Origin of the sequence: Pseudomonas sp. OST1909 (genome assembly GCF_015277575.1) — a bacterium.
GTDB lineage: Bacteria > Pseudomonadota > Gammaproteobacteria > Pseudomonadales > Pseudomonadaceae > Aquipseudomonas > Aquipseudomonas synxantha_A.
Window position 1 is genome coordinate 4,881,121 of sequence record NZ_CP063780.1, and the last position, 20,087, is coordinate 4,901,207.

Below are 20,087 nucleotides of genomic sequence, written 5' to 3' on the forward strand. Positions count from 1 at the left end.
TGGGCTCAGAGGCGTTCGATGATGGTGGCGATTCCCATGCCACCGCCGACACACAGGGTGGCCAGGCCGTAGCGTTGCTGGCGCACCTCCAGCTCGTCGAGCAGGGTGCCGAGAATTGCGCAACCGGTGGCGCCCAATGGGTGACCCATGGCGATGGAGCCGCCGTTGACGTTGACCCGTGCGGCGTCGATGCCCATGTCTTTGATGAACTTGAGCACCACCGAGGCAAACGCTTCGTTGACTTCGAACAGGTCGATGTCTTCTACCCGCAGGCCGGCCTTGGCCAGTGCCTTGCGGGTCGCCGGTGCGGGGCCGGTGAGCATGATGGTCGGGTCGGTGCTGGTGACTGCCGTGGCCACAATGCGCGCCCGCGGTTGCAGGCCCAACTCGCGCCCCTTGGCCTCGGAGCCGATCAACATCAATGCCGCGCCATCAACGATGCCGGAGCTGTTGCCCGGCGTGTGCACATGGTCAATGCGTTCCACATGGCTGTAGACCCGCAGCGCGGTAGCATCAAAGCCCATCTGGCCCATCATTTCGAAGCTGGGCTTGAGCTTGCCCAAGCCTTCAAGGGTGGAGTCGCCACGGATAAATTCGTCATGATCCAGCAGCACGATACCGTTCTGATCCTGCACCGCGATCAACGACTTGCTGAAGGAACCGTCCGCTCGGGCCCTTGCGGCTTTCTGTTGTGACTGCAGGGCAAAGCTGTCCACATCCTGGCGAGTGAACCCTTCCAGCGTGGCAATCAGGTCAGCGCCAATACCTTGAGGGGTGAAGTGGCTGTGCATGTTGGTTTGCGGGTCGAGCACCCAGGCGCCGCCATCGCTGCCCATGGGCACGCGGGACATGGATTCGACGCCACCCACCACGACCAGATCTTCGAAGCCGGAACGCACTTTCATTGCCCCCAGGTTGACCGCTTCCAGCCCCGAGGCGCAGAAGCGATTGACCTGGACGCCGGCGACGCTGATGTCCCAGTCCGCTACCAGGGCGGCGGTCTTGGCGATATCGGCGCCCTGGTCGCCCACCGGCGTGACGCAGCCCAGGACAATGTCATCCACTTGGCGGGTGTCGAGGTCGCTGCGTTGTGCCAGCGCCGTGAGCAAGCCGGCCACCAGGTTTACCGGTTTGACGCTGTGCAAGGCACCATCGGCCTTGCCTTTGCCCCGGGGCGTGCGTATCGCATCAAAGATCAAAGCTTGGGTCATGACATCCTCGAACCGCTGTGGGTGTATGCCCCTACCTTAGGCCCGATTGACACGGTTTCAATGACGGATGCGCTCATTGCTTTTGACCCCCTCGCTCGGACGAACGGTAGGTAGCTACGGGAATTACCTGATTAATCGTTTTAGCTGTCTAGCCCTAGGGCTCGCGCCAAGATGGCAATAAGCCTCATGCCGTTTTTAGCGCAAATGCTGATTAGCTGATATGAAATGGATCTAAGCGAAGAAGATCGGGCGCTCTAAGGTTGAACCTGTAGGACACTGCTGCCGGGTTTTGCTGGAGCAGTTGTAAGAAAAGTGCAATGTCATCTCGCGATACTGAAATAAACCGGCACGCATTTGACGCTCAGGAATAACAACAAATAGGCAGTCAGCCATGTTCAAACATTCGAAAGTACGTCAGGCGGGACTTATTCTGTTCGCCACCACACTGATTCTGATCTTGCCCAATTTAACCAAGGTTATCGGGTGACGATCCAGCACCCCGTCTTTGTGCTCACACAGCATCGGGCCAGCAGCGTTTGGCAGCACCTGCCGGGATATTGCGCTTAGCGGTCCCGTTGCGGGCGCTGTCTTTTTACCTGTGCGTTTCGGGTATCTTGTGCGCTATCGCCATTTATCGTCGGGCCTGTGCCGTGAAACTGATCCTCGCTTTTTTTACTGCTTTGCTGAGCCTACCCGCTGCGGCTGCGCAATTGACCATTGAGCTGGACCACGCCAGCAAGACCTGGCAGACCGCGCAGTTGCTCAAGCACCCCGAGGCGCAGGACGTACAAATCGTCGACGACGTGTCTTACAAGCGCAACATGACCTATCGCGCGGTGCCCCTGGCGGTACTCCTGCCGGGCCTGAAGCCTGCGAACCACCTGCAAGCCGTTGCCCTTGATGGCTTTGCCGCCGAACTCACCGCCGCGCCCTTGTTGGAAAAAACCGGTGCACGCGCCTGGCTGGCCGTGGAAGACCCGGCCCATCCGTGGCCGGCGCTGGCGCAAGGCAAACCCAGCGCCGGGCCGTTTTACCTGGTGTGGACCAACCCCCAAGCCGGGCATATCAGCCCGGAACAATGGCCCTTCCAGATTTCCACGATCAAGCAATTGCAGACGGTCGCCGAGCGCTTTCCAGCCTTGCTGCCCGACCCGAAGCTGGCAGCGGATGACCCGGTGAACCAAGGCTTTGCGTTATTCCAGAAGAACTGCCTGGCTTGCCATCGCCTCAATGGTGCCGGCGATGCGCAAATGGGGCCGGACCTGAATATTCCCTATAACCCGACCGAGTATTTCGGCGGCGATTTCCTCAAGCGCTACATCCGCGACCCACAAAGCCTGAGGCACTGGTCACAGGCCAAGATGCCGGCGTTTGCGGCCAGCGTGTTGCAAGACCACGAGCTGGATTTGCTGGTGGGGTATTTGCAGCATATGGCGGGGCGTAAACAGCAACCTTAAGCCTCCCACATCTGGCCTGCTGTGCTCAGGAAGTTTATTGCTGCTGCACGGAAACCAAGGTCGGGGCTACAAATACCTTGGCATGCATCTGCTCATGCCCACCGCCGCGGCGCATACCGCGTACCGGGCAGGCGTCGAGGTAGTCCAGGCCCACGGCGAGCTTCAAGTGCCGCTCCGGACGGGCCAGTTGGTTGGTCACGTCAAAGCTGTACCAGGCGCCATCCAGCCAGGCTTCGGCCCAGGCATGGCTGGCCAGGTGCGCGCTGTCTTCGGTGTACAAATACCCCGACACATACCGCGCAGCAATCCCCAGGCTGCGCGCGCAGGCCAGGAATGCATGGGTGTGGTCCTGGCACACGCCCGCCGCGCCCGCGAAGGCTTGGGCGGCGCAGGTATCGACGGCAGTCGCACCTGGCGTGTAGATCATCGCCTGGTTGAGGGCCTGCATCAGGTCGATCAACGCCGTACGGTCGCGACGCTGATGGCAGTGTTGTTCGGCAAACCGGCGCAAGGCTTCGTCGGGCTCGGTCAGGCGCGTGCTGCGCAAAAACGGAAAGGGCGACTGGCTTTCGTGCTCGGCCTCGCGCAACTCATCAATTTCTACCTGGCCGCGGGCGCCGATGATGATGGCATCGTGGGGTTCATCCAGGGTCAGCACATGCAGGATGTTGCCGAAGGGGTCCACTTGGGCGCGCACCGGGCGCGGCAGGTCGAGTTGCCAGCTGAGCACGTGCTGGCGCTCACTGTCGTGGGGTGTAAGGCGCAGGTATTGAATGCTGGCACGTACCTGGTCTTCGTAGTGGTAGGTGGTTTCGTGGCTGATGGAGAGTCTCATGCCGCCTCCAGGTAGGAACTGTAGATGGCGTCGCCCAACTGGCGGACCAAGGGGATAAAGTCGGTCAGCCAGGCGTGCAGGCCTTCCTCAAGGATTTCGTCGATGGCGGTGAAGCGCAGGCGCGCATCCATCTCGGCGGCCAGGCGCTGGGCCGGGCGGCCGTTGAGACCGGGCAGGCTGGCGAGGATCTGGTCGATCTCTTCACTGCACGCCCGCAGTGAACGCGGGACATCAGCACGTAATAGCAGCAGCTCGGCAACCTGCCGGGCACCTGGGGCATCACGATAAATTTCGGTGTACGCCTCAAATGACGACAGCGCACGCAGCAATGCGCTCCACTGGTAATACGCGTGAGCGGTGCCATCGCTGACCGCCGCCTGGTCGCCGGCCATTTCATAGCGGGCATCCAGCAGGCGCAGGGTGTTATCGGCGCGCTCGATAAAGGTACCCAGGCGGATAAAGCGGAAGGCATCGTTACGCATGATGGTGCCGTAGGTGGCGCCGCGGAACAGGTGGGAACGCTCCTTGACCCAATCACAAAACCGGCTCATACCGTAGTGGCTCAGCCCTTGCTGGGCGATGTCACGAATGTCCAGCCAAGTGGCGTTGATGTTTTCCCACATGTCGGCGGTAATACGCCCACGCACCGCATGGGCGCTGGCCCGCGCGGCGCCAAGGCAGCTGTAGATGCTGGCCGGGTTGGCCGCATCCAGCGCGAAAAAATGCAGCAGGCGTTCGGCATGAAGTTCGCCATGACGCTCGTGATAATCCTCCAGCGTGCCGGTGATCAACAACGGCATGGCCAGTTCGTGCAGGCCATCGCCGCGCCCATCCTGGGGCATCAGCGACAGCGAATAGCTGACATCCAGCATACGCGCGAGGTTTTCTGCGCGTTCCAGATAGCGAGACATCCAGTACAAATCCGAGGCAGTTCTACTCAGCATGGCATCAGTCCTCGACCACCCAGGTATCTTTGGTGCCGCCGCCCTGGGACGAGTTGACCACCAGCGAACCTTCGCGCAGCGCCACGCGGGTCAGGCCGCCAGGCACCACCCGGGTTTCCTTGCCAGACAATACGAACGGGCGCAGGTCGATATGCCGGGGCGCGATACCGTTTTCGACGAAGGTCGGACAGGTGGATAAGCATAGGGTCGGCTGTGCGATATAGGCGTGGGGCTTGGCCTTGATACGCGCACGGAACGCTTCGATTTCGGCCGTCGTGGACGCCGGGCCAACCAACATGCCGTAGCCACCGGAGCCCTGGGTTTCCTTGACCACCAGGTCGGGCAGATTAGCCAGTACGTGGGACAGTTCGTCAGGCTTGCGGCATTGAAAAGTCGGAACGTTCTGCAGGATCGGTTCTTCGTCCAGATAGAAACGGATCATTTCTGTCACGAACGGATACACCGATTTATCGTCCGCGACCCCGGTGCCGATGGCATTGGCCAGCACCACATTGCCACAGCGATAGGCCGCAAGCAGGCCAGGGACTCCGAGCATCGAGTCGGGGTTGAATGCCAACGGGTCGAGGAAGGCATCATCGAGGCGGCGGTAGATCACATCGACAGCCTTGGGGCCGTCGGTGGTGCGCATGAACACGCGATCATCACGCACAAACAAATCCGCGCCCTCCACCAGTTCCACCCCCATTTCCCGGGCCAGGAAGGCATGCTCAAAGAACGCACTGTTGAAGCGCCCCGGGGTCAGTACCACCACGCTGGGGTTATCCAGAGGGCTGGCGCTTTTGAGGGTATCGAGCAGCAGGTTGGGGTAATGGTCGATGGGCGCGATGCGCTGGGCGGCGAACAACTCGGGGAACAGACGCATCATCATCTTGCGGTCTTCAAGCATGTAGCTGACACCGCTGGGCGTGCGCAGGTTGTCTTCCAGCACGTAGTAGGTGCCATCGCCATCACGTACGAGATCTACCCCAGAAATGTGGGAATACAGATCACGGTGCAGATCCAACCCCTGCATCGCCAACTGGTATTGCTCGTTGGCCAGCACCTGTTCGGCAGGCACGATACCGGCCTTGATGATGCGCTGTTCGTGATACAGGTCGGCGAGGAACATGTTCAACGCCTTGACCCGCTGGATACATCCACGTTCGACGATCCGCCATTCACTGGCGGGAATACTGCGCGGGATGGTGTCGAAGGGGATCAGGCGCTCGGTGCCCTGCTCGTCTCCGTAGAGGGTGAAGGTGATGCCGGCGCGGTGGAACAGCAAATCGGCTTCGCGCCGACGTTGGGCCAGCAGTTCGGCAGGGGTATCGGCCAGCCAGCGGGCGAACTCGCGGTAATGGGCGCGCACCTGCCCTGCCCCATCGTACATTTCATCGTAATAAGTGCGGATCATGCCGTACTCCTTGTCACTGGGACGCAAGGACCTTCGCAAGGCCCGTGCCATCGACATAAACACCTGGTTATCAATGAGTTGAATAAACCAAGCGGTTTCGCCGCACCGTCCTGGTGCGCAGAACGCCCGCTGTGATGTGGAGTGCTTCATTGCAACGCGCGCTTTGACTATCAACAGCATAGTCAGAGTTGATTTCACGGCTCGGCGGACACCGCACATAATCGCTTCCATCAGCTGATCAGGAGATGTCCTACAGCCAACGCTTTTGCGCAATCGGTAATGTGTTACCTGTTGTACTGATTTACTCCTCAAGGTTCCCTTTCCGCCACCCTATCCGGGTGGTTTTTTTTGCGCGCAAGACTGCGATGTGCAGCCCTGCAAACAAAAACGGCCGACCCAAAGGTCAGCCGATACGCTGCGCTGCTCATAACACGTGCTACATGGGTAACCCACGCACCTCCTGCTTGACGCCCCATCCTTCGATGATGCCGCCGAGCGGTTCGACCACCGCTTCAAAGTCTTGCTCAAAGTCGCCTATACCATCGTAGGTGGCGAACATGACCTTGCTCAACTCCAGGTACCAGGCGCCATCGTCGCGCGCACTGACCTGGGCATTCAGGGACTCTCCACGAAATCGACCCGCAGCCCTGCGCGCCCGTTCCTCATCCGGGAAAATGGCGTAGAACTCGATCGGGTGAAAACGCGAAAAATCAAAACCGCCTTCTTTCATGCGGCGCAGAACGTTGGTGCTGATGTCTTCTTGATAGGCTGTGCTCATGAAAAGTGCTCCTCAAATGATGGATAGACTTTCCGTGCTTCCCGAAGCTCGCGCCCTGCTGGCGCGAGTACTACGGCAGGAACAACACCGCTGGAAAACAAGCATGTAGCTGACAAGACCAGACCTTAGCGATTCGTTCGCTGATCTCGATTGCAGAGTAGCGCGAAGCTATCACCTCCACCAGAGGTGCTTGGATGGGTATAACGGAAATATTCAGGCCGCGGGTTCGACCTTGAGATTTTTGATACCGTTTTGATCATGCAGGCTCTTGACCGTGGGATCGGGAACACGATCGGCAAGATCGTTAAGGTCCAGCTTTTCCAACACCGGCGACACACGCACCCGCACCATCTGTGCGGCTTCTTCCAGCGTCGGCTCATGCTCGCACTCGAATTGCTCGACTACCGGCTCGCCGCGGTCATTGATGAAAGAAACATTCCACTTCGGCATCGGTGCCTCCTCGATAAAACCCATTGGTGGGCTTACATTTATCTGGACCTTGAGGGCTCGCCAAACGTTCCACTCAAGCCCGGAGGCACCTGATCAACAGCGCTTATTTTTCAGCGTGTTCCTTCAAGGCTTTCAAGGTGTTGAACGGCGCGTCCACCACGAACTTGTTGGCCAACCACGACGGCACGCTGCCGCCTGGCTCGGTGTGTACCTGGTAGGTCACTTCGGTTTCGTTGGCACCTTTGGGCACCAGTTTCCAGAAGCCATCGACCTGGGCCACTCGCACGTAGCCTTTTTCTTCAGGCTTGTAAGTCGGCACGCCTTCCAACTTGCGCGTAACGCTGCCGTCAGCGGCTTTGGTGGTGGTGACGTGGATATACGAATCGCGATCCGTCACAGGGAACGGCGCCTTGAACTGGGTGTAGGTCCATGCCTCGTCGCCTTTCTTGTCGACGAGTTTCTGGGATTTGCATTCATGGATCCACGCGCAGGCCCCCGCGACGTCTTCCTGCAAAGCCTGGATTTTGGCGACAGGCGCCTTGATTACCGTCACACCGCGATAGGCTTTGTACTTGGAGCCGGCCATTTCGCTCAGCGAAATCTTGATGCCGTCTTCGTCCTTGGCAACTTGCCAATCCTCAGCCTGGGCAGTGGCCGCGAACATCATCGTAAAACCGCACACCACAGCCATTCGTTTCAGCGAACCCATCGTTGTATTCCTTGTTGTTGAAGTTCCGATAGTAAAGCCCATCAAGCCGCCGTCATTTGCTCCCACCAGCCGATCAAGCGAATCGCATCGGCCTGGTCGTTACCGCAGACCTCGATATCCGCCTTGAAATCACTGCACACCGCCGGACGTTCCGGTTGACCGAATAGCTGGCACAGTTGTTCCACCGACAGGTGCAGGCAACGCACGCCTGCGGGTTTGCCCTGGGGCATTCCCGGCAGCGGTGAACTGATGGAGGGGGCGATGCAGCATGCGCCACAGCCTTCACGGCATTTCATGACCAGCAGGTCCTCGACGACTCAATAGGGATGGCCGGGCTAGAGTACGCCCTTAAACAGCCGTTTTAAAATGGTCCAACAGGGGTTTTTCGCACAAAACAAAGATGACCGACCAGTCTGCGACAGATGGTCGGCAACCCGGGTCACCTGTGACTGAACAGTTTATTGCTTGAATTCGAAATCCAGCGCGGCGCCTTCTACATCGCGACGCTCATCGTTACGCAGTTGCAGCTTCATCTCATTGCTGAGCAAGCGGCCGTTGATCTGGAACGCGCTGTTATCGGTGGGCTTTTCGCCAAACATCGGCGGCAGCAAGGGCACGCTCTTGGGTTTGGGCATGGTGCCGATCGGTTGCAAGTGCCTGACCATGTCCGAAGGCAGGGACAGGTCCAACTGTGCCGGTGGCAGTTTGGTCTGGGCCACTTCATGGGCCGACTTGGACTTGCTCGCCACAGGTGCGCGCTTTTTGGTCTTCACCGCTTTTTTCACGGTGGCTGGGGCTTTTTTTGCGGGCGTTGGCTGCTTGGCCGACGTTTTTTGCTCGGCACTCGCGGCGGGTTTAACGTCAGCCACCGGCGTTGCAGCCAGCACCGTGCAGACGTTGCACAGGCTTAACAGGCCAATCACCAAAGTTACACGGAAAATAGACGTCATATCGCCAACAGCATTAACGGCAGAAGGCCATATGCTCGCTTGTTGTGCGTGGCATGACAAGGGCGCAGATCAATGTTGTCCCCTCTGCCCCCCTCAAAAGCCTGCTGCAGTTTCCTGGCACAGCTGGCTGGCAAGCATGCCCAGGGTCATCAACGCCCGCTCTGCCTCGCGGTTCCACGGGGTGCCGCAATTGAGACGGATACAGTGGTTGAACTGTTCGGTATTACTGAAGATCAGCCCTGGTGCAATGCTGATGCCCTGTTGCAAGGCACGCACGTGCAGCTCCTGGGTATTGACCCGCCCCGGCAAACTGACCCACAGGATAAAGCCGCCGGTCGGACGGGTCATCTGGGTGCCTTCGGGGAAATATTGCTGTACCGCCAGCTGGAAGGCGCTGAGGTTCTTGCGGTATTCCTGGCGAATGTAACGCAGGTGACGGTCGTAGCCGCCGTTTTCCAGGTACGCCGCCACGCCCATCTGCGTGACGCTGCAGGCAGAGTGAGTGCTGAACATTTGCAGGCGCTGAATCTCCTGCTGGTACTTGCCGGCGATCATCCAGCCGATGCGCACGCCCGGAGACAAGGTCTTGGAAAAACTCGAACAATAGATGACCCGGTCAAGACGGTCATAGGCTTTCAGGGCCTTGGTGCGGCCCAGTTCGAACATCAGCTCGCCATAGATATCGTCCTCGACGATCTGGATATCGAAATCCGACGCCAGGCGCAGCAATTGCTTCTGTCGCTCCTCTGGCATGGTGCCGCCCAAGGGGTTGCTCAGGCGCGTGGTCAGCACCAACGCTTTGATCGACCATTGGTTGGCCGCCAATTGCAGGGCTTCCAGGCTCATGCCCGTGGCGGGGTCGCTGGGGATCTCAATGACTTTGAGGCCGAGCAAATCGGCCAGTTGCAGCAAGCCGTAGTAAGTCGGTGATTCGGCGGCGATCAAGTCGCCGGGCCGGGTCAGCACGCGCAAGGACATCTGCAACGCATCGACACAGCCGTGGGTGATCACCACTTCGGACGGATCCACGACTACGCCGGCATCGCGCATTCGGATCGCCACCTGGCGACGCAACGGTTCGAAGCCGGGGCTGAACATGTAGCTGAAGGCCCGTGGGCTCTGGAACCGCGTGACCTTGGCCAACTGCTGGTGCAGCGCCCGTACCGGCAGGTAGTCCACACTCGGCACCGCAGCGCCCAGGGGGAATACGCCTTCACGACGTGACTCGACCAACACCTGCTGGATGATACTGCTGCGGGTGACCAGCCCCGGGCGCTCGACCCGGGCGATGTCTGGCGTCGGCGCCGTGAGTGCCGGGGTCTGGTGCACGTAATAACCCGATTGCGGCCGCGCCCGAATCAACCCCTGGTCTTCCAGGTTGGCGTAGGCCTGCAACACCGTGGCATGGCTCACATTGAGCTGGGAGCTCATCTTGCGCACAGAGGGCACGCGCTCTCCCGGTTGGTAGACACCGCGCCGGATGTCTTCAGCCAGTTGCTGGGCAATACGTTGGTAAAGCAACAGATTGGTCATGACGCAGCACTCGATTTCACGGCTATTTTATTTTTGTGTGAAACATACCAGCACAGTTTAGAAGTGTACGGGGACAGTTAACACAATAATCGAGCGCGAACCGTAGTGACAGCAAAAACTGTGAAGGGAGTACGCGTGACAAAATGTGGGAGGGGGCTTGCTCCCGATGACGGTGTATCAGTCGAAGATGTTGCAACTGAACTACCGCTATCGGGAGCAAGCCCCCTCCCACATGCAATTGCGTCAGACTTTAGCGAGCGGCGCCCAGTTGGCCTTTCTCGTCGGAGAATACGATTTCCACCCGGCGATTCTGTGCGCGGCCTCGTTCGGAGGCGTTGGCTTCTACCGGGTATTGATCGCCATAACCCTGAACCTCGATACGCTTGTCGTCGACACCCAGGTCCATCAACAGGTCTGCCACCGATTGGGCGCGGTCACGAGAAAGTTTGAGGTTCTCCTGCTCGCCCCCGGTGTTGTCGGTATAGCCCTCGATACGCACCCGACGCTTGGGGTTCAGTTGCAGAAACTGCACGATCTTGAGCACGGTGCGGCTGGCCGAGTTTTGCAGTTCGGCTTCGCCGGTATCGAACAACACATCCCCCAGGGTCATCACCAAGCCTCGGTCGGTCTGGGTGGTGAGGCTGGCGATCTGCGCTTCAACCCACTTGCCCTGCTGCTGCACACTGGCCAGCTTGTTTTCGCGCAGGGCCAGTTGCAGGCGCTGACGCTCCAGCTCGAGCTGGGTACCGCGCTCGGCATTGAGGCCCTGCTCGGTGTGTTCGCGGGCGATGGCACTGTAGCGCTGGCTCAGGTAGGCGTAATGCACCACGTCGGAGCCGCTGCCCCAGTAGCTGGACAGGCGATCGGCACGGGCCAGGGACTCGCCGGCGCGGATCACATCCTTGGGCGCAAAGCGCAGCACATTGGAGTCTTCCTTGACCTTCTGGAAGTCGTCGCCCGCCTGTTGCAATGCCTGCTCGCTGCTGGGCTGGCTGGCGCATCCGCCCAGTGCCGCGCTACCCAAGAGCAACGCACAGCTCAAACCACGGATCATCGGGCTCATTGCGCGTCTCCCAATTGCAGTTGCTTGCGCAGGCGAGTGATACGGGTATTAAGCACGTTCAATTGTTCCTGGCTCTTGGCGGTCAGCACTTTTGCCTCGGCCAGGCGCGCATCCAGCTCGGCCTGCTCGGCCCGCATACGCGCGCGCTTGTACGATTGGTCGGCCATGTTGGACTTGGCCCTGGCGAACTTTTCTTCGGCCAGTTTCAGTTCGGGCGATTCATCGGCGTTGACCCCGACCGCGTTGGCTTGCTCCAGGGCTTGCTGGGTCAGGCGCATTTGTTCATTCGGCGCAGGATCGGTTGCACATCCCGCCAGAGCGACAACGGCGAGGGCCGCGAAAAGAGGTCGAAAAATCACTGTAAATCCCTACTTTGTTGGGGTGCCGACGGGTTGTTGCAATTGCGCTTTCCAGCGCTCCAGATTGCGCTGCAGCGCGGCTTGCGCGACACCGGACGCGGGCAATTCTGTCATCTTTTTGGTCAGCTGTCCGCGCAGCCAAGGATCATTGCACGCCGAGTTATGGGAAATCGCCAGGTACAGCCCGGGCTGATCGACAGGCACCTCATGGGCGACCAAGTCGTTACTCATGCCCAAGGTCTGGGCCATGGCCATGCCGGAATAGCGTCCCGCCAGCACGTAGTCCACCTCCCCCAGCAACAGTTTCTGGAACGCCGGCGTGAGATTCGGCAGGCGTTGCAGGCTGAGCTGTTGGCCGGCGAAGGTTTCGAATTCAGTGCTCAGACGGGCGCGCTCCGATACCGCGCCCTTGTAGCCGTGCAGGTCAGCCGCCGTGGTGTAGGCCAGCGGCGAATCCTTGCGCGTCCAGACCAGGTAGTCGGTCTGCATCAACGCCGGATGGATGTAGTCGAAGTTGTCCAGCTCACCGAGATTCAGTGGAGCATCAGCGAGAATATCCATGCGCCCGCTGCGCGCCTCATCCAAGGCCAGGGAGCGCTTGCCGCCGTAGAGCAGGTCGATTTTCAACCCAAGGTCCTTGCCCACTTGTTGCAACACGTCGGCGGTAGCGCCGATCAGGTGCGTGGGGTCCTGGGGGTCGCGCCACAGCAAGGGCGGTGCGTCCGGGCTGCCGGTGATCACCAGGCGTTCGCATTTGCCGGCGGCGAATGACAGGCTCGGCAGCAGCGTGAGGCCCAGCAGTAAAGTCCAGGGGCGCAACTCCATGGCAAGGTTCTCCTGATAAGTAAAAAAAAACCCGGTCATAAGACCGGGCTCTTTATAAGTGAAGCAGCTGGATTAGACCAGCTTCGAAAGCTCAGGTACGGCTTCGAACAAGTCTGCCACCAGGCCATAATCGGCCACCTGGAAGATCGGTGCTTCTTCGTCCTTGTTGATCGCAACGATCACCTTGGAGTCTTTCATACCGGCCAAGTGCTGGATCGCGCCGGAAATACCGACGGCAATGTACAGCTGTGGCGCAACGATCTTGCCGGTCTGGCCGACCTGCATGTCGTTGGGTACAAAACCTGCGTCCACGGCTGCGCGGGAAGCGCCGACCGCAGCGCCCAGCTTGTCGGCCAGGGCGTACAGGTGTTTGAAGTTGTCACCGTTCTGCATGCCACGCCCGCCGGAAACGACGATCTTGGCGGCGGTCAGTTCAGGACGGTCCGACTTGGCCAGCTCTTCGCCAACAAAGCTGGAAGTACCCGCGTCGTGGGCAGCGGAGACGGCTTCAACGGCGGCCGAACCCCCTTCGGCGGCAACCGGGTCGAAACCGGTGGCGCGTACGGTGATGACCTTGACCGAGGCGTTGGACTGCACGGTAGCGATGGCGTTACCGGCGTAGATCGGGCGCTTGAAGGTGTCAGCGCTTTCTACCGAGATAATCTCGGAGATCTGGTCAACGTCCAGCTGCGCGGCAACGCGTGGCAGGATGTTTTTGCCGTTGGAGGTAGCGGCAGCCAGGATGTGGCTGTAGCCAGCGCCCAGCTCTGCAACCAGCGGGGCAACGTTTTCTGGCAACTGATGCGCGTAGGCGGCATTGTCAGCGTTCAGGACTTTGCTCACGCCTGCAATTTTTGCAGCGGCTTCAACCACGGCGCCAGCGCCTTGGCCTGCAACCAGTACGTGGATGTCACCACCGATTTTAGCGGCGGCAGCCACGGTGTTCAGGGTGGCCGGGGCCAGCACCTTGTTGTCGTGTTCAGCGATTACGAGGATAGCCATGATCAGATCACCTTCGCTTCGTTTTTCAGTTTCTCGACCAGTTCAGCCACCGACTTGACCTTGATGCCTGCGCTGCGTGCAGCCGGCGCTTCAACTTTGATGGTCTTGTTGGTGGAGGCGGTGGAAACGCCCAAAGCATCCGGAGTCACCGATTCAAGCGGCTTCTTCTTGGCTTTCATGATGTTTGGCAGGGACGCATAGCGCGGCTCGTTCAAACGCAGGTCGGTGGTGACGATGGCCGGCAGTTTCAGGGAAACCGTCTGGGCGCCGCCGTCGATTTCACGGGTGACCGCAACGCTGTCGCCACTGACTTCGACTTTCGAAGCAAAGGTACCCTGGCCGTAACCGGTCAGTGCAGCCAGCATCTGGCCAGTCTGGTTGTTGTCGCTGTCGATGGCTTGTTTGCCCAGGATCACCAACTGAGGCTGTTCCTTGTCGACAATGGCCTTGAGCAGTTTGGCAACCGCCAGGGAAGTCAGTTCTTCAGCGGACTCCACCAGAATGGCGCGGTCGGCGCCCAGGGCCAGAGCGGTACGCAGCTGCTCTTGGGCAGTGGTCGGACCGATGGACACCACGACGATTTCAGTCGCAACGCCTTTCTCTTTCAGGCGTACGGCTTCTTCCACAGCGATTTCGCAGAAAGGGTTCATCGACATCTTGACGTTAGCAAGGTCGACGCCGGAATTGTCCGCCTTGACGCGAACTTTCACGTTGTAATCGACAACGCGTTTGACAGCTACAAGAACCTTCATGGATTCCTCGTTACTCTCCGGTGAAAAGAAAGTCGCCTAGGCGAACCTGGCGGTTGATGCTCATCGGCACACAAGGGCACCTCCAAAGACCTCGGCAGTGGCCTTGCACACGGGAAAATGATGACCGTTCGTCAGCGGTGACTGAGAGGTCATTCTTTATCGCGGCGTGTAAACTGCACACCAGCTTACCTTTGGACGTGCTCTTGAAACCTGCAGTCTGCCTACGGGAAGCGCGAAACCGACCGTATCTTGACCGGAACGCCTATTCTGGTCAATACGGCAAAATGGTCAGTCATAAGCCCCGTTGCTTTGATTTACCTAGGCTGCGGGCAATTCAAACAAACGTTTGTATTGGACGCTGCCAGTGGTCTATATATAATGCGCCACCTAGAGAGACAGGTGGGTCCTGCCGTTGTGCATGACGCTACCGAACCTCCACCCATTAGAAAAAAAAGCCTGTTGAGCCTTGAGTAGGAGATAGCCTGTGGAACGCGAATACATGGAATTCGACGTGGTCATCGTCGGCGCCGGCCCGGCTGGCCTGTCTGCCGCCTGCCGACTGAAGCAGAAGGCCGCCGAAGCCGGTAAGGAAATCAGCGTCTGCGTGGTCGAGAAAGGCTCCGAAGTCGGCGCCCACATCCTCTCCGGTGCCGTGTTTGAACCCCGCGCCCTGAACGAACTGTTCCCGGACTGGAAAGAGCTCGGCGCCCCGCTCAACACCCCGGTGGTGCGCGATGACATCTATGTACTGCGCAGCGGCGATACTTCCACCAAGGTTCCCGACTTCTTTGTGCCCAAGACCATGCACAACGAAGGCAACTACATCATTTCCCTGGGCAACCTGTGCCGCTGGCTTGCCCAGCAGGCCGAAAACCTGGGCGTGGAAATCTACCCAGGCTTCGCCGCCCAGGAAGCTCTGTTCGATGAAAACGGCGTGGTGCGCGGGATCATCACTGGCGACCTCGGCGTCGACCGCGAAGGCAAGCCCAAAGACGGCCTGTACACCCCAGGTATGGAGCTGCGTGGCAAATACACTCTGTTCGCCGAGGGTTGCCGCGGGCACATCGGCAAGCAGCTGATCCAGCGCTTCAACCTGGACAGCGACGCCGACGCCCAGCACTACGGCATCGGCCTCAAGGAAATCTGGGAAATCGATCCAGCCAAGCACCAGCCAGGCCTGGTAGTGCACACCGCCGGTTGGCCGCTGGATATCATGGGTAACGAGAACACCGGTGGCTCGTTCCTCTATCACCTGGAAAACAATCAAGTCGTGGTCGGCCTGATCGTCGACCTGTCCTACAGCAATACCTTCCTGTCGCCCTTCGATGAGTTCCAGCGCCTCAAGCACCACCCGGTGCTGGCCCAATACCTGGAAGGCGGCAAGCGGGTCAGCTACGGCGCCCGCGCGATCTGCAAAGGCGGGTTGAACTCGTTGCCAAAGATGGTCTTCAAGGGCGGCGCACTGATCGGTTGCGACCTCGGCACCCTGAACTTTGCCAAGATCAAGGGCAGCCACACCGCCATGAAGTCCGGCATGCTCGCCGCCGACGCCGTGGCCGACCGCCTGTTTGCCGAATCCGAAGGGGGTGATGAACTGACCGCGTACGTCGACAGCTTCAAAGCCAGCTGGCTGTACGAAGAACTGTTCGCCAGCCGCAATTTCGGCCCGGCCGTGCACAAGTTCGGCGCAATCATCGGCGGCGGTTTCAACTGGCTCGACCAGAACATTTTCGGCGGCAAGATCCCTTTCACCCTGCACGACACCAAGCCGGACTACGCCTGCCTGAAGCTGGCCAAAGACAGCCAGAAGATCGCCTACCCCAAACCCGACGGCAAGCTGAGCTTCGACAAACTGAGCTCGGTGTTCATCTCCGGTACCAACCATGAAGAAGAACAGCCGTGCCACCTGAAGCTCAAAGACCCGAGCATCCCGATCGGCACCAACCTGCCGCTCTACGATGAACCGGCGCAGCGCTACTGCCCGGCCGGCGTGTATGAGGTGGTGACCAAGGAGGACGGCGAGAAGCGCTTCCAGATCAACGCCCAGAACTGCGTGCACTGCAAGACCTGTGACATCAAGGACCCTTCGCAGAACATTACCTGGGTAACGCCGGAAGGTGCGGGCGGGCCGACTTACCCGAATATGTAAGGCCGCTTGACCAGTGGTTCTACGATCAGGCTGCACCGGCTGAATCAATGGCTTCTTCGATTCAGCCGGTGGACGCGCTGTCAGCGGTGCTGAAATCGCTGATCGGCTCAACTGACGGCATTGGTTTTCAACGACTCCAACAATTCGACCATTTCTTCAAGAGACTGGTTATCCGGTTGAATCTGCTCCCTCAGTTCCCAAATACTGTAGCGGTCATCGGACTGTGCCAGGTTAACCCCTGACGTCTTCGCCGAACCAAAATCCACCGGATAACACTTGCGAGTATTGGCGTCGTAAAGAATATTTCTTGCGGCCAAATCATTGTGAGCAATGCCGGCGTTTTCCAATTCGACCAGCATATTCAACACGCTGGCTGATAAGCCCTCGGGCAAGGCTTTATCCCCGGCCATCAGTTGCTCAAGCGATTCTCCCGGCACTTTGGGCATACGCATATAGGAAACGGTGTCAGCAGCATTGCTGCCAAGGAACGTCGCACGCTGTTCTCCATAATATCGGTTAAATAACGCCACCTCATTTTTCATATCGGCAATGCGCTTGGCAGCCGGTAAAGGGAACGTTACTTTGATCACATAATCAGCATCGTCCGGGTCGGCATACACCATCGCACGGGAGCCAAACCCGACGGGGTCTTTCAATCGTCCCTCAAGTTCATCCAGCCCACCGCCCATGACTCCTCTTCGACGCCAAACACCCTGAGCATCGGGCTTGGCAACAATGGCGCTACTGGCCAACTGGTCGGGGTCATGTGGATCGACTACACGCAAAATGTAATGCATGCCGTCCCCGGCATCAGGGGCATTGGCGACGTAATAGGGTTTGCCACCTAACTCGATTTCCCGCATACCTGGAAAAGACGCGCCAGTATTGGGTGCCCTCATCAATTGCAGGTCGTTTGTCTGTGAGTCAAGTTCCCAGCGGTAGTGTTGGGCGCCAGCGTTATTGGTTAACGAGGGTTCTCCCAACTCTACATCTGCCTTCGCCATGACAATTTCATGGGCCAGTTGCAGACCTGAGATCACCGCTGCGGCACCGCCGGCTACTCGATCATTTTGCGTCATGCCATCAATGGCGTCATGAACCCCGAAGACAATGTTGCCGGTGTTACCGATGATGGGCAGGTAACCGAAGGTATTGCCCCAAAATTCTTTCGCGGCTTTCCAGTTCTGCTGCGACGCACCAAAGACCTCAGTCTGGTCGGCCCACCTTGCGTCTTTTGCGTTAACAGCCTGAAAGTGAGAGGCAATGCCGCTCTTCAGATCGCCAAACTTCAGGTAATAATCGCTGTCTCTCGATTGGGTGTAATTGAATGTCTCCCGAACGGGTACGGCCCTATCCGCAAGCAGATTTTTTCTGCCTGGGAAGGTGGCGCTATTACCGTGAATAAGCGCCCCCAGAACATAGTCTGCCCTTGGCCAGTGCGCGTCTTTGCCGCCTTGCCGGTCACGGGCGTTGAAACTGTTCTGCACATGAGCACGATTTCTTTCAGCCCATTTGGCAAAGTCATCATCCCCGTGCAGTTCACTGACAGTGCCGCGTCTCAAATCAACCATTAAGCCTTTATCAGGTCGATGGTCATAATCACCGTGATAATGGACATAAGGAACAAAGGCATAACCGGCCAGAGAGTAACCGTATATATTTGGAACAACGACGTTTCCATTGTCCTCAAGTGTACGAATGATGGCTCTCTGGCCCGCCGGCGTAAGCTGACTGAACGTAGCCTTGTCGTCATGCAGACCTTGCAATGTTCCCTTGACCACATAGGCGTCCGCTTTCCCCGAGCGTTCTGCTAGCTTGCCCTCAGGGTCGCGCATCGGCTTGGCTACTTCTTGCCCCCAAGGACGTTGAAGTACGCTGCCCAGGGCCTCAAGTTCGTTGATCATATCCTTGGCCTGCGCATTGATATGCATGTCTTGGGCGTTCAACTGGCCCCCCGGCGCCACTTTATCGTGCTTCAACGCACCGGCTGCAATTTGCCATGCCAAGTAGGTGCGTTCATCCTGATTAGTCAGATGCGAGACACCATTGAGTTCCTTGACGTAAGACTGGAACGTCACCGTGATTTTTTGATGTGGGTCGTACCCCGCCGCCAGCAATCCACCGCTGAAATAACCTGCAGGCTCCAAGAACGGACGCAAGTGCTGGAATCTGATATTGCGTTGGCCTTCGTCGCCAGTTTCCATAGTCTGGATCTGCGCAACAACGCGACCAGCATAGGCATTGATTCGCCGTTCACGCTCGCCAAACGTATACCTCGCAGTAGGCGGTGTTACATCGAGCGAGCCGTAAATTACACCCTTGGAAAAATCAAGTTCGTGATTCGGGTCAGGGGTGACTGTCGTGTTGTTGGCAACACTCACTTTCATGCCTGCCGAACCGTTAACCTCACCTGCGGTTACAGTGTTTGCAGGCAGCGCAGAAGCCGATTGCTGAGTGCTGATAAGCATCGTATGAGTGAGGGGCTGAACTTTCACGCGCACTACCTCCTTGGTCCCAGACGCTAATTCGCCTGGTGCAATCGTGAGTGCATAACGAGCCAGAGCAGTTCCGTTGCCACCGCGCTGAAACAGTTATCAGGTATTGCCTCCCTATTCGATCTTCATGCAAGCAAGGCTTATCTGACAGGCGTACCCGGTAGACTCAGGCGGCTCGCTCTTCACCAGGGTTACGCAAAAAGTAACGCTTATATTCGCGACTGAACTGCGACGTACTCTGATACCCCACGCTGTGCGCCGCCTGCGCCACGCTCATGCCCTCCACCAGCAGCAACTGTTGGGCCTTCAATAGTCGCAGGCGCTTGAGGTACTGCACCGGCGACAACAAGGTGCAACGCTTGAAATGCTCATGGAAGGTCGACGCACTCATGTGCGCATACCCGGCCAGCGTCTCGATATTCAGCGGTTCGGCGTAATGGGCATGCAGGTGATTCAATGAGGTGGCGATGCGCGAAAACTGCCCCTGTTGTTCCACCAATGCACGCAGCACATCCGCCTGCGGCCCGCGCAAGGCGGTGAACAACAATTCGCGCACCCGCGCCGGGCCCATGATCCGGCTTTCCAGCGGATCGTGCAGGCACTGCAACAGCCGTTCGACGCATCCACGCATGACGTCATCGAGCACCACCGAACTCATCGACTCCAACGTCTGCGCCGTAGGCGGCGGCCCGGCCTGCATACCCATAGCAATCACCAACTCGCCCAACACCACCCGGTCGATGCCCACCGTCACGCCATACAGCGGCGCATCGGGCGCCATGGCAAAGGTCTCGCACTCGAACGGCACCGGCATCGCCTGGATCAGATAATGCCCGGCGCCATACTCCAGGGTACGCGGGCCCAGGTACGCGACTTTGCTGCCTTGGGCCACGAACATCAGGCTCGGCTCGTAGATCTGTGGCCCGCGCGCCACATCGCAACTGGCGCGCAATACCTTTACACCGGGCAGGTGAGTCGGGGAAAAACCGTCGCGGGATGCAAGGCCCTCAATCAAGGCGACCAGGGTGGCGTTGGCATCGAGATGGCGGGTCAGCAACATGGTAAAAAACTTCGCGAATTAGGGATGAGAGCATCATCGCAGGTCTGGCGACCAATACATCCAAACTTGAGGCAGTGCCGGACGAATAGGCATGAGACTCG

At 58.7% G+C, this 20,087-nt stretch carries 19 protein-coding genes; 2 read left to right on the forward strand and 17 right to left on the reverse strand.

The features are described from left to right. Positions 1–5 precede the first annotated feature (5 nt). Positions 6–1,211: an acetyl-CoA C-acetyltransferase gene (locus IH404_RS21155; RefSeq protein WP_194438953.1), complete on the reverse strand. Its 1,206-nt coding sequence runs from the start codon at positions 1,209–1,211 to the stop codon at positions 6–8. Positions 1,212–1,861: 650 nt separating this feature from the next. Between IH404_RS21155 and IH404_RS21160 the strand changes: the two genes are divergently transcribed. Then, positions 1,862–2,668, forward strand: coding sequence for a cytochrome c (locus IH404_RS21160; RefSeq protein ID WP_194438955.1), 807 nt, complete (start codon positions 1,862–1,864; stop codon positions 2,666–2,668). A 34-nt stretch (positions 2,669–2,702) separates the two neighbouring features. On the opposite strand, the gene IH404_RS21165 is transcribed toward IH404_RS21160, so the two are convergent. From IH404_RS21165 to IH404_RS21230, 14 genes are all read right to left on the reverse strand, one after another. Beyond that, on the reverse strand, positions 2,703–3,503 hold the full coding sequence (locus IH404_RS21165; RefSeq protein WP_005790450.1) for a transglutaminase family protein: 801 nt from the start codon (positions 3,501–3,503) through the stop codon (positions 2,703–2,705). Further along, the gene (locus IH404_RS21170) at positions 3,500–4,447 is read right to left on the reverse strand and encodes an alpha-E domain-containing protein (protein WP_194438957.1); all 948 of its coding nucleotides are present in this window, start codon (positions 4,445–4,447) and stop codon (positions 3,500–3,502) included. The genes IH404_RS21165 and IH404_RS21170 overlap by 4 nt, the downstream gene beginning before the upstream one ends. 4 nt (positions 4,448–4,451) lie before the next feature. Then, the gene (locus IH404_RS21175) at positions 4,452–5,861 is read right to left on the reverse strand and encodes a circularly permuted type 2 ATP-grasp protein (RefSeq protein WP_005790454.1); all 1,410 of its coding nucleotides are present in this window, start codon (positions 5,859–5,861) and stop codon (positions 4,452–4,454) included. A gap of 436 nt (positions 5,862–6,297) precedes the next feature. Further along, a complete protein-coding gene (locus IH404_RS21180) occupies positions 6,298–6,639 on the reverse strand; it encodes a ribonuclease E inhibitor RraB (protein ID WP_005790456.1) in 342 nt (113 codons plus the stop codon). A 213-nt stretch (positions 6,640–6,852) separates the two neighbouring features. Further along, positions 6,853–7,113 carry a hypothetical protein gene (locus IH404_RS21185; RefSeq protein ID WP_005790458.1) on the reverse strand — a complete coding sequence of 87 codons (261 nt, stop codon included), beginning with the start codon at positions 7,111–7,113 and terminating at the stop codon, positions 6,853–6,855. Positions 7,114–7,192: 79 nt separating this feature from the next. After that, positions 7,193–7,798, reverse strand: a complete 606-nt coding sequence (locus IH404_RS21190) for an START domain-containing protein (protein ID WP_005790460.1) — start codon at positions 7,796–7,798, stop codon at positions 7,193–7,195. A gap of 41 nt (positions 7,799–7,839) precedes the next feature. After that, positions 7,840–8,094 carry a YkgJ family cysteine cluster protein gene (locus IH404_RS21195; protein ID WP_005790462.1) on the reverse strand — a complete coding sequence of 85 codons (255 nt, stop codon included), beginning with the start codon at positions 8,092–8,094 and terminating at the stop codon, positions 7,840–7,842. 162 nt (positions 8,095–8,256) lie between these two features. Further along, on the reverse strand, positions 8,257–8,748 hold the full coding sequence (locus IH404_RS21200) for a translation initiation factor 2 (RefSeq protein ID WP_078822081.1): 492 nt from the start codon (positions 8,746–8,748) through the stop codon (positions 8,257–8,259). 93 nt (positions 8,749–8,841) lie between these two features. After that, entirely contained in the window at positions 8,842–10,281 is a 1,440-nt protein-coding gene (locus tag IH404_RS21205; protein WP_005790467.1) for a PLP-dependent aminotransferase family protein, read from the reverse strand. 250 nt (positions 10,282–10,531) lie between these two features. Further along, entirely contained in the window at positions 10,532–11,344 is an 813-nt protein-coding gene (locus IH404_RS21210; RefSeq protein ID WP_005790469.1) for an OmpA family protein, read from the reverse strand. Further along, positions 11,341–11,703, reverse strand: coding sequence for a DUF4398 domain-containing protein (locus IH404_RS21215; protein ID WP_005790472.1), 363 nt, complete (start codon positions 11,701–11,703; stop codon positions 11,341–11,343). The genes IH404_RS21210 and IH404_RS21215 overlap by 4 nt, the downstream gene beginning before the upstream one ends. Positions 11,704–11,712: 9 nt before the next feature. Then, on the reverse strand, positions 11,713–12,528 hold the full coding sequence (locus IH404_RS21220; RefSeq protein WP_194438959.1) for a transporter substrate-binding domain-containing protein: 816 nt from the start codon (positions 12,526–12,528) through the stop codon (positions 11,713–11,715). 72 nt (positions 12,529–12,600) lie between these two features. Further along, a complete protein-coding gene (locus IH404_RS21225; RefSeq protein ID WP_005790475.1) occupies positions 12,601–13,530 on the reverse strand; it encodes an FAD-binding protein in 930 nt (309 codons plus the stop codon). 2 nt (positions 13,531–13,532) lie between these two features. Continuing rightward, positions 13,533–14,282, reverse strand: a complete 750-nt coding sequence (locus IH404_RS21230; RefSeq protein WP_194438961.1) for an electron transfer flavoprotein subunit beta/FixA family protein — start codon at positions 14,280–14,282, stop codon at positions 13,533–13,535. A 484-nt stretch (positions 14,283–14,766) separates the two neighbouring features. Between IH404_RS21230 and IH404_RS21235 the strand changes: the two genes are divergently transcribed. After that, positions 14,767–16,431, forward strand: coding sequence for an electron transfer flavoprotein-ubiquinone oxidoreductase (locus tag IH404_RS21235; protein WP_005790479.1), 1,665 nt, complete (start codon positions 14,767–14,769; stop codon positions 16,429–16,431). 107 nt (positions 16,432–16,538) lie between these two features. Here IH404_RS21235 and IH404_RS21240 read toward each other — a convergent pair whose 3' ends face one another. Continuing rightward, positions 16,539–18,926 carry a hypothetical protein gene (locus tag IH404_RS21240; RefSeq protein WP_005790481.1) on the reverse strand — a complete coding sequence of 796 codons (2,388 nt, stop codon included), beginning with the start codon at positions 18,924–18,926 and terminating at the stop codon, positions 16,539–16,541. Positions 18,927–19,092: 166 nt separating this feature from the next. Next, positions 19,093–19,986, reverse strand: a complete 894-nt coding sequence (locus IH404_RS21245; protein WP_005790482.1) for an AraC family transcriptional regulator — start codon at positions 19,984–19,986, stop codon at positions 19,093–19,095. Positions 19,987–20,087: the final 101 nt, after the last annotated feature.

What these genes read in the sequence shown, in the direction of transcription:
- IH404_RS21155 (WP_194438953.1), bottom strand. Translation starts at nt 1,211, where the DNA reads ATGACCCAAGCTTTGATCTTTGATGCGATACGCACGCCCCGGGGCAAA.
- IH404_RS21165 (WP_005790450.1), bottom strand. Translation starts at nt 3,503, where the DNA reads ATGAGACTCTCCATCAGCCACGAAACCACCTACCACTACGAAGACCAG.
- IH404_RS21170 (WP_194438957.1), bottom strand. Translation starts at nt 4,447, where the DNA reads ATGCTGAGTAGAACTGCCTCGGATTTGTACTGGATGTCTCGCTATCTG.
- IH404_RS21175 (WP_005790454.1), bottom strand. Translation starts at nt 5,861, where the DNA reads ATGATCCGCACTTATTACGATGAAATGTACGATGGGGCAGGGCAGGTG.
- IH404_RS21180 (WP_005790456.1), bottom strand. Translation starts at nt 6,639, where the DNA reads ATGAGCACAGCCTATCAAGAAGACATCAGCACCAACGTTCTGCGCCGC.
- IH404_RS21185 (WP_005790458.1), bottom strand. Translation starts at nt 7,113, where the DNA reads ATGGGTTTTATCGAGGAGGCACCGATGCCGAAGTGGAATGTTTCTTTC.
- IH404_RS21190 (WP_005790460.1), bottom strand. Translation starts at nt 7,798, where the DNA reads ATGGGTTCGCTGAAACGAATGGCTGTGGTGTGCGGTTTTACGATGATG.
- IH404_RS21195 (WP_005790462.1), bottom strand. Translation starts at nt 8,094, where the DNA reads ATGAAATGCCGTGAAGGCTGTGGCGCATGCTGCATCGCCCCCTCCATC.
- IH404_RS21200 (WP_078822081.1), bottom strand. Translation starts at nt 8,748, where the DNA reads ATGACGTCTATTTTCCGTGTAACTTTGGTGATTGGCCTGTTAAGCCTG.
- IH404_RS21205 (WP_005790467.1), bottom strand. Translation starts at nt 10,281, where the DNA reads ATGACCAATCTGTTGCTTTACCAACGTATTGCCCAGCAACTGGCTGAA.
- IH404_RS21210 (WP_005790469.1), bottom strand. Translation starts at nt 11,344, where the DNA reads ATGAGCCCGATGATCCGTGGTTTGAGCTGTGCGTTGCTCTTGGGTAGC.
- IH404_RS21220 (WP_194438959.1), bottom strand. Translation starts at nt 12,528, where the DNA reads ATGGAGTTGCGCCCCTGGACTTTACTGCTGGGCCTCACGCTGCTGCCG.
- IH404_RS21225 (WP_005790475.1), bottom strand. Translation starts at nt 13,530, where the DNA reads ATGGCTATCCTCGTAATCGCTGAACACGACAACAAGGTGCTGGCCCCG.
- IH404_RS21230 (WP_194438961.1), bottom strand. Translation starts at nt 14,282, where the DNA reads ATGAAGGTTCTTGTAGCTGTCAAACGCGTTGTCGATTACAACGTGAAA.
- IH404_RS21245 (WP_005790482.1), bottom strand. Translation starts at nt 19,986, where the DNA reads ATGTTGCTGACCCGCCATCTCGATGCCAACGCCACCCTGGTCGCCTTG.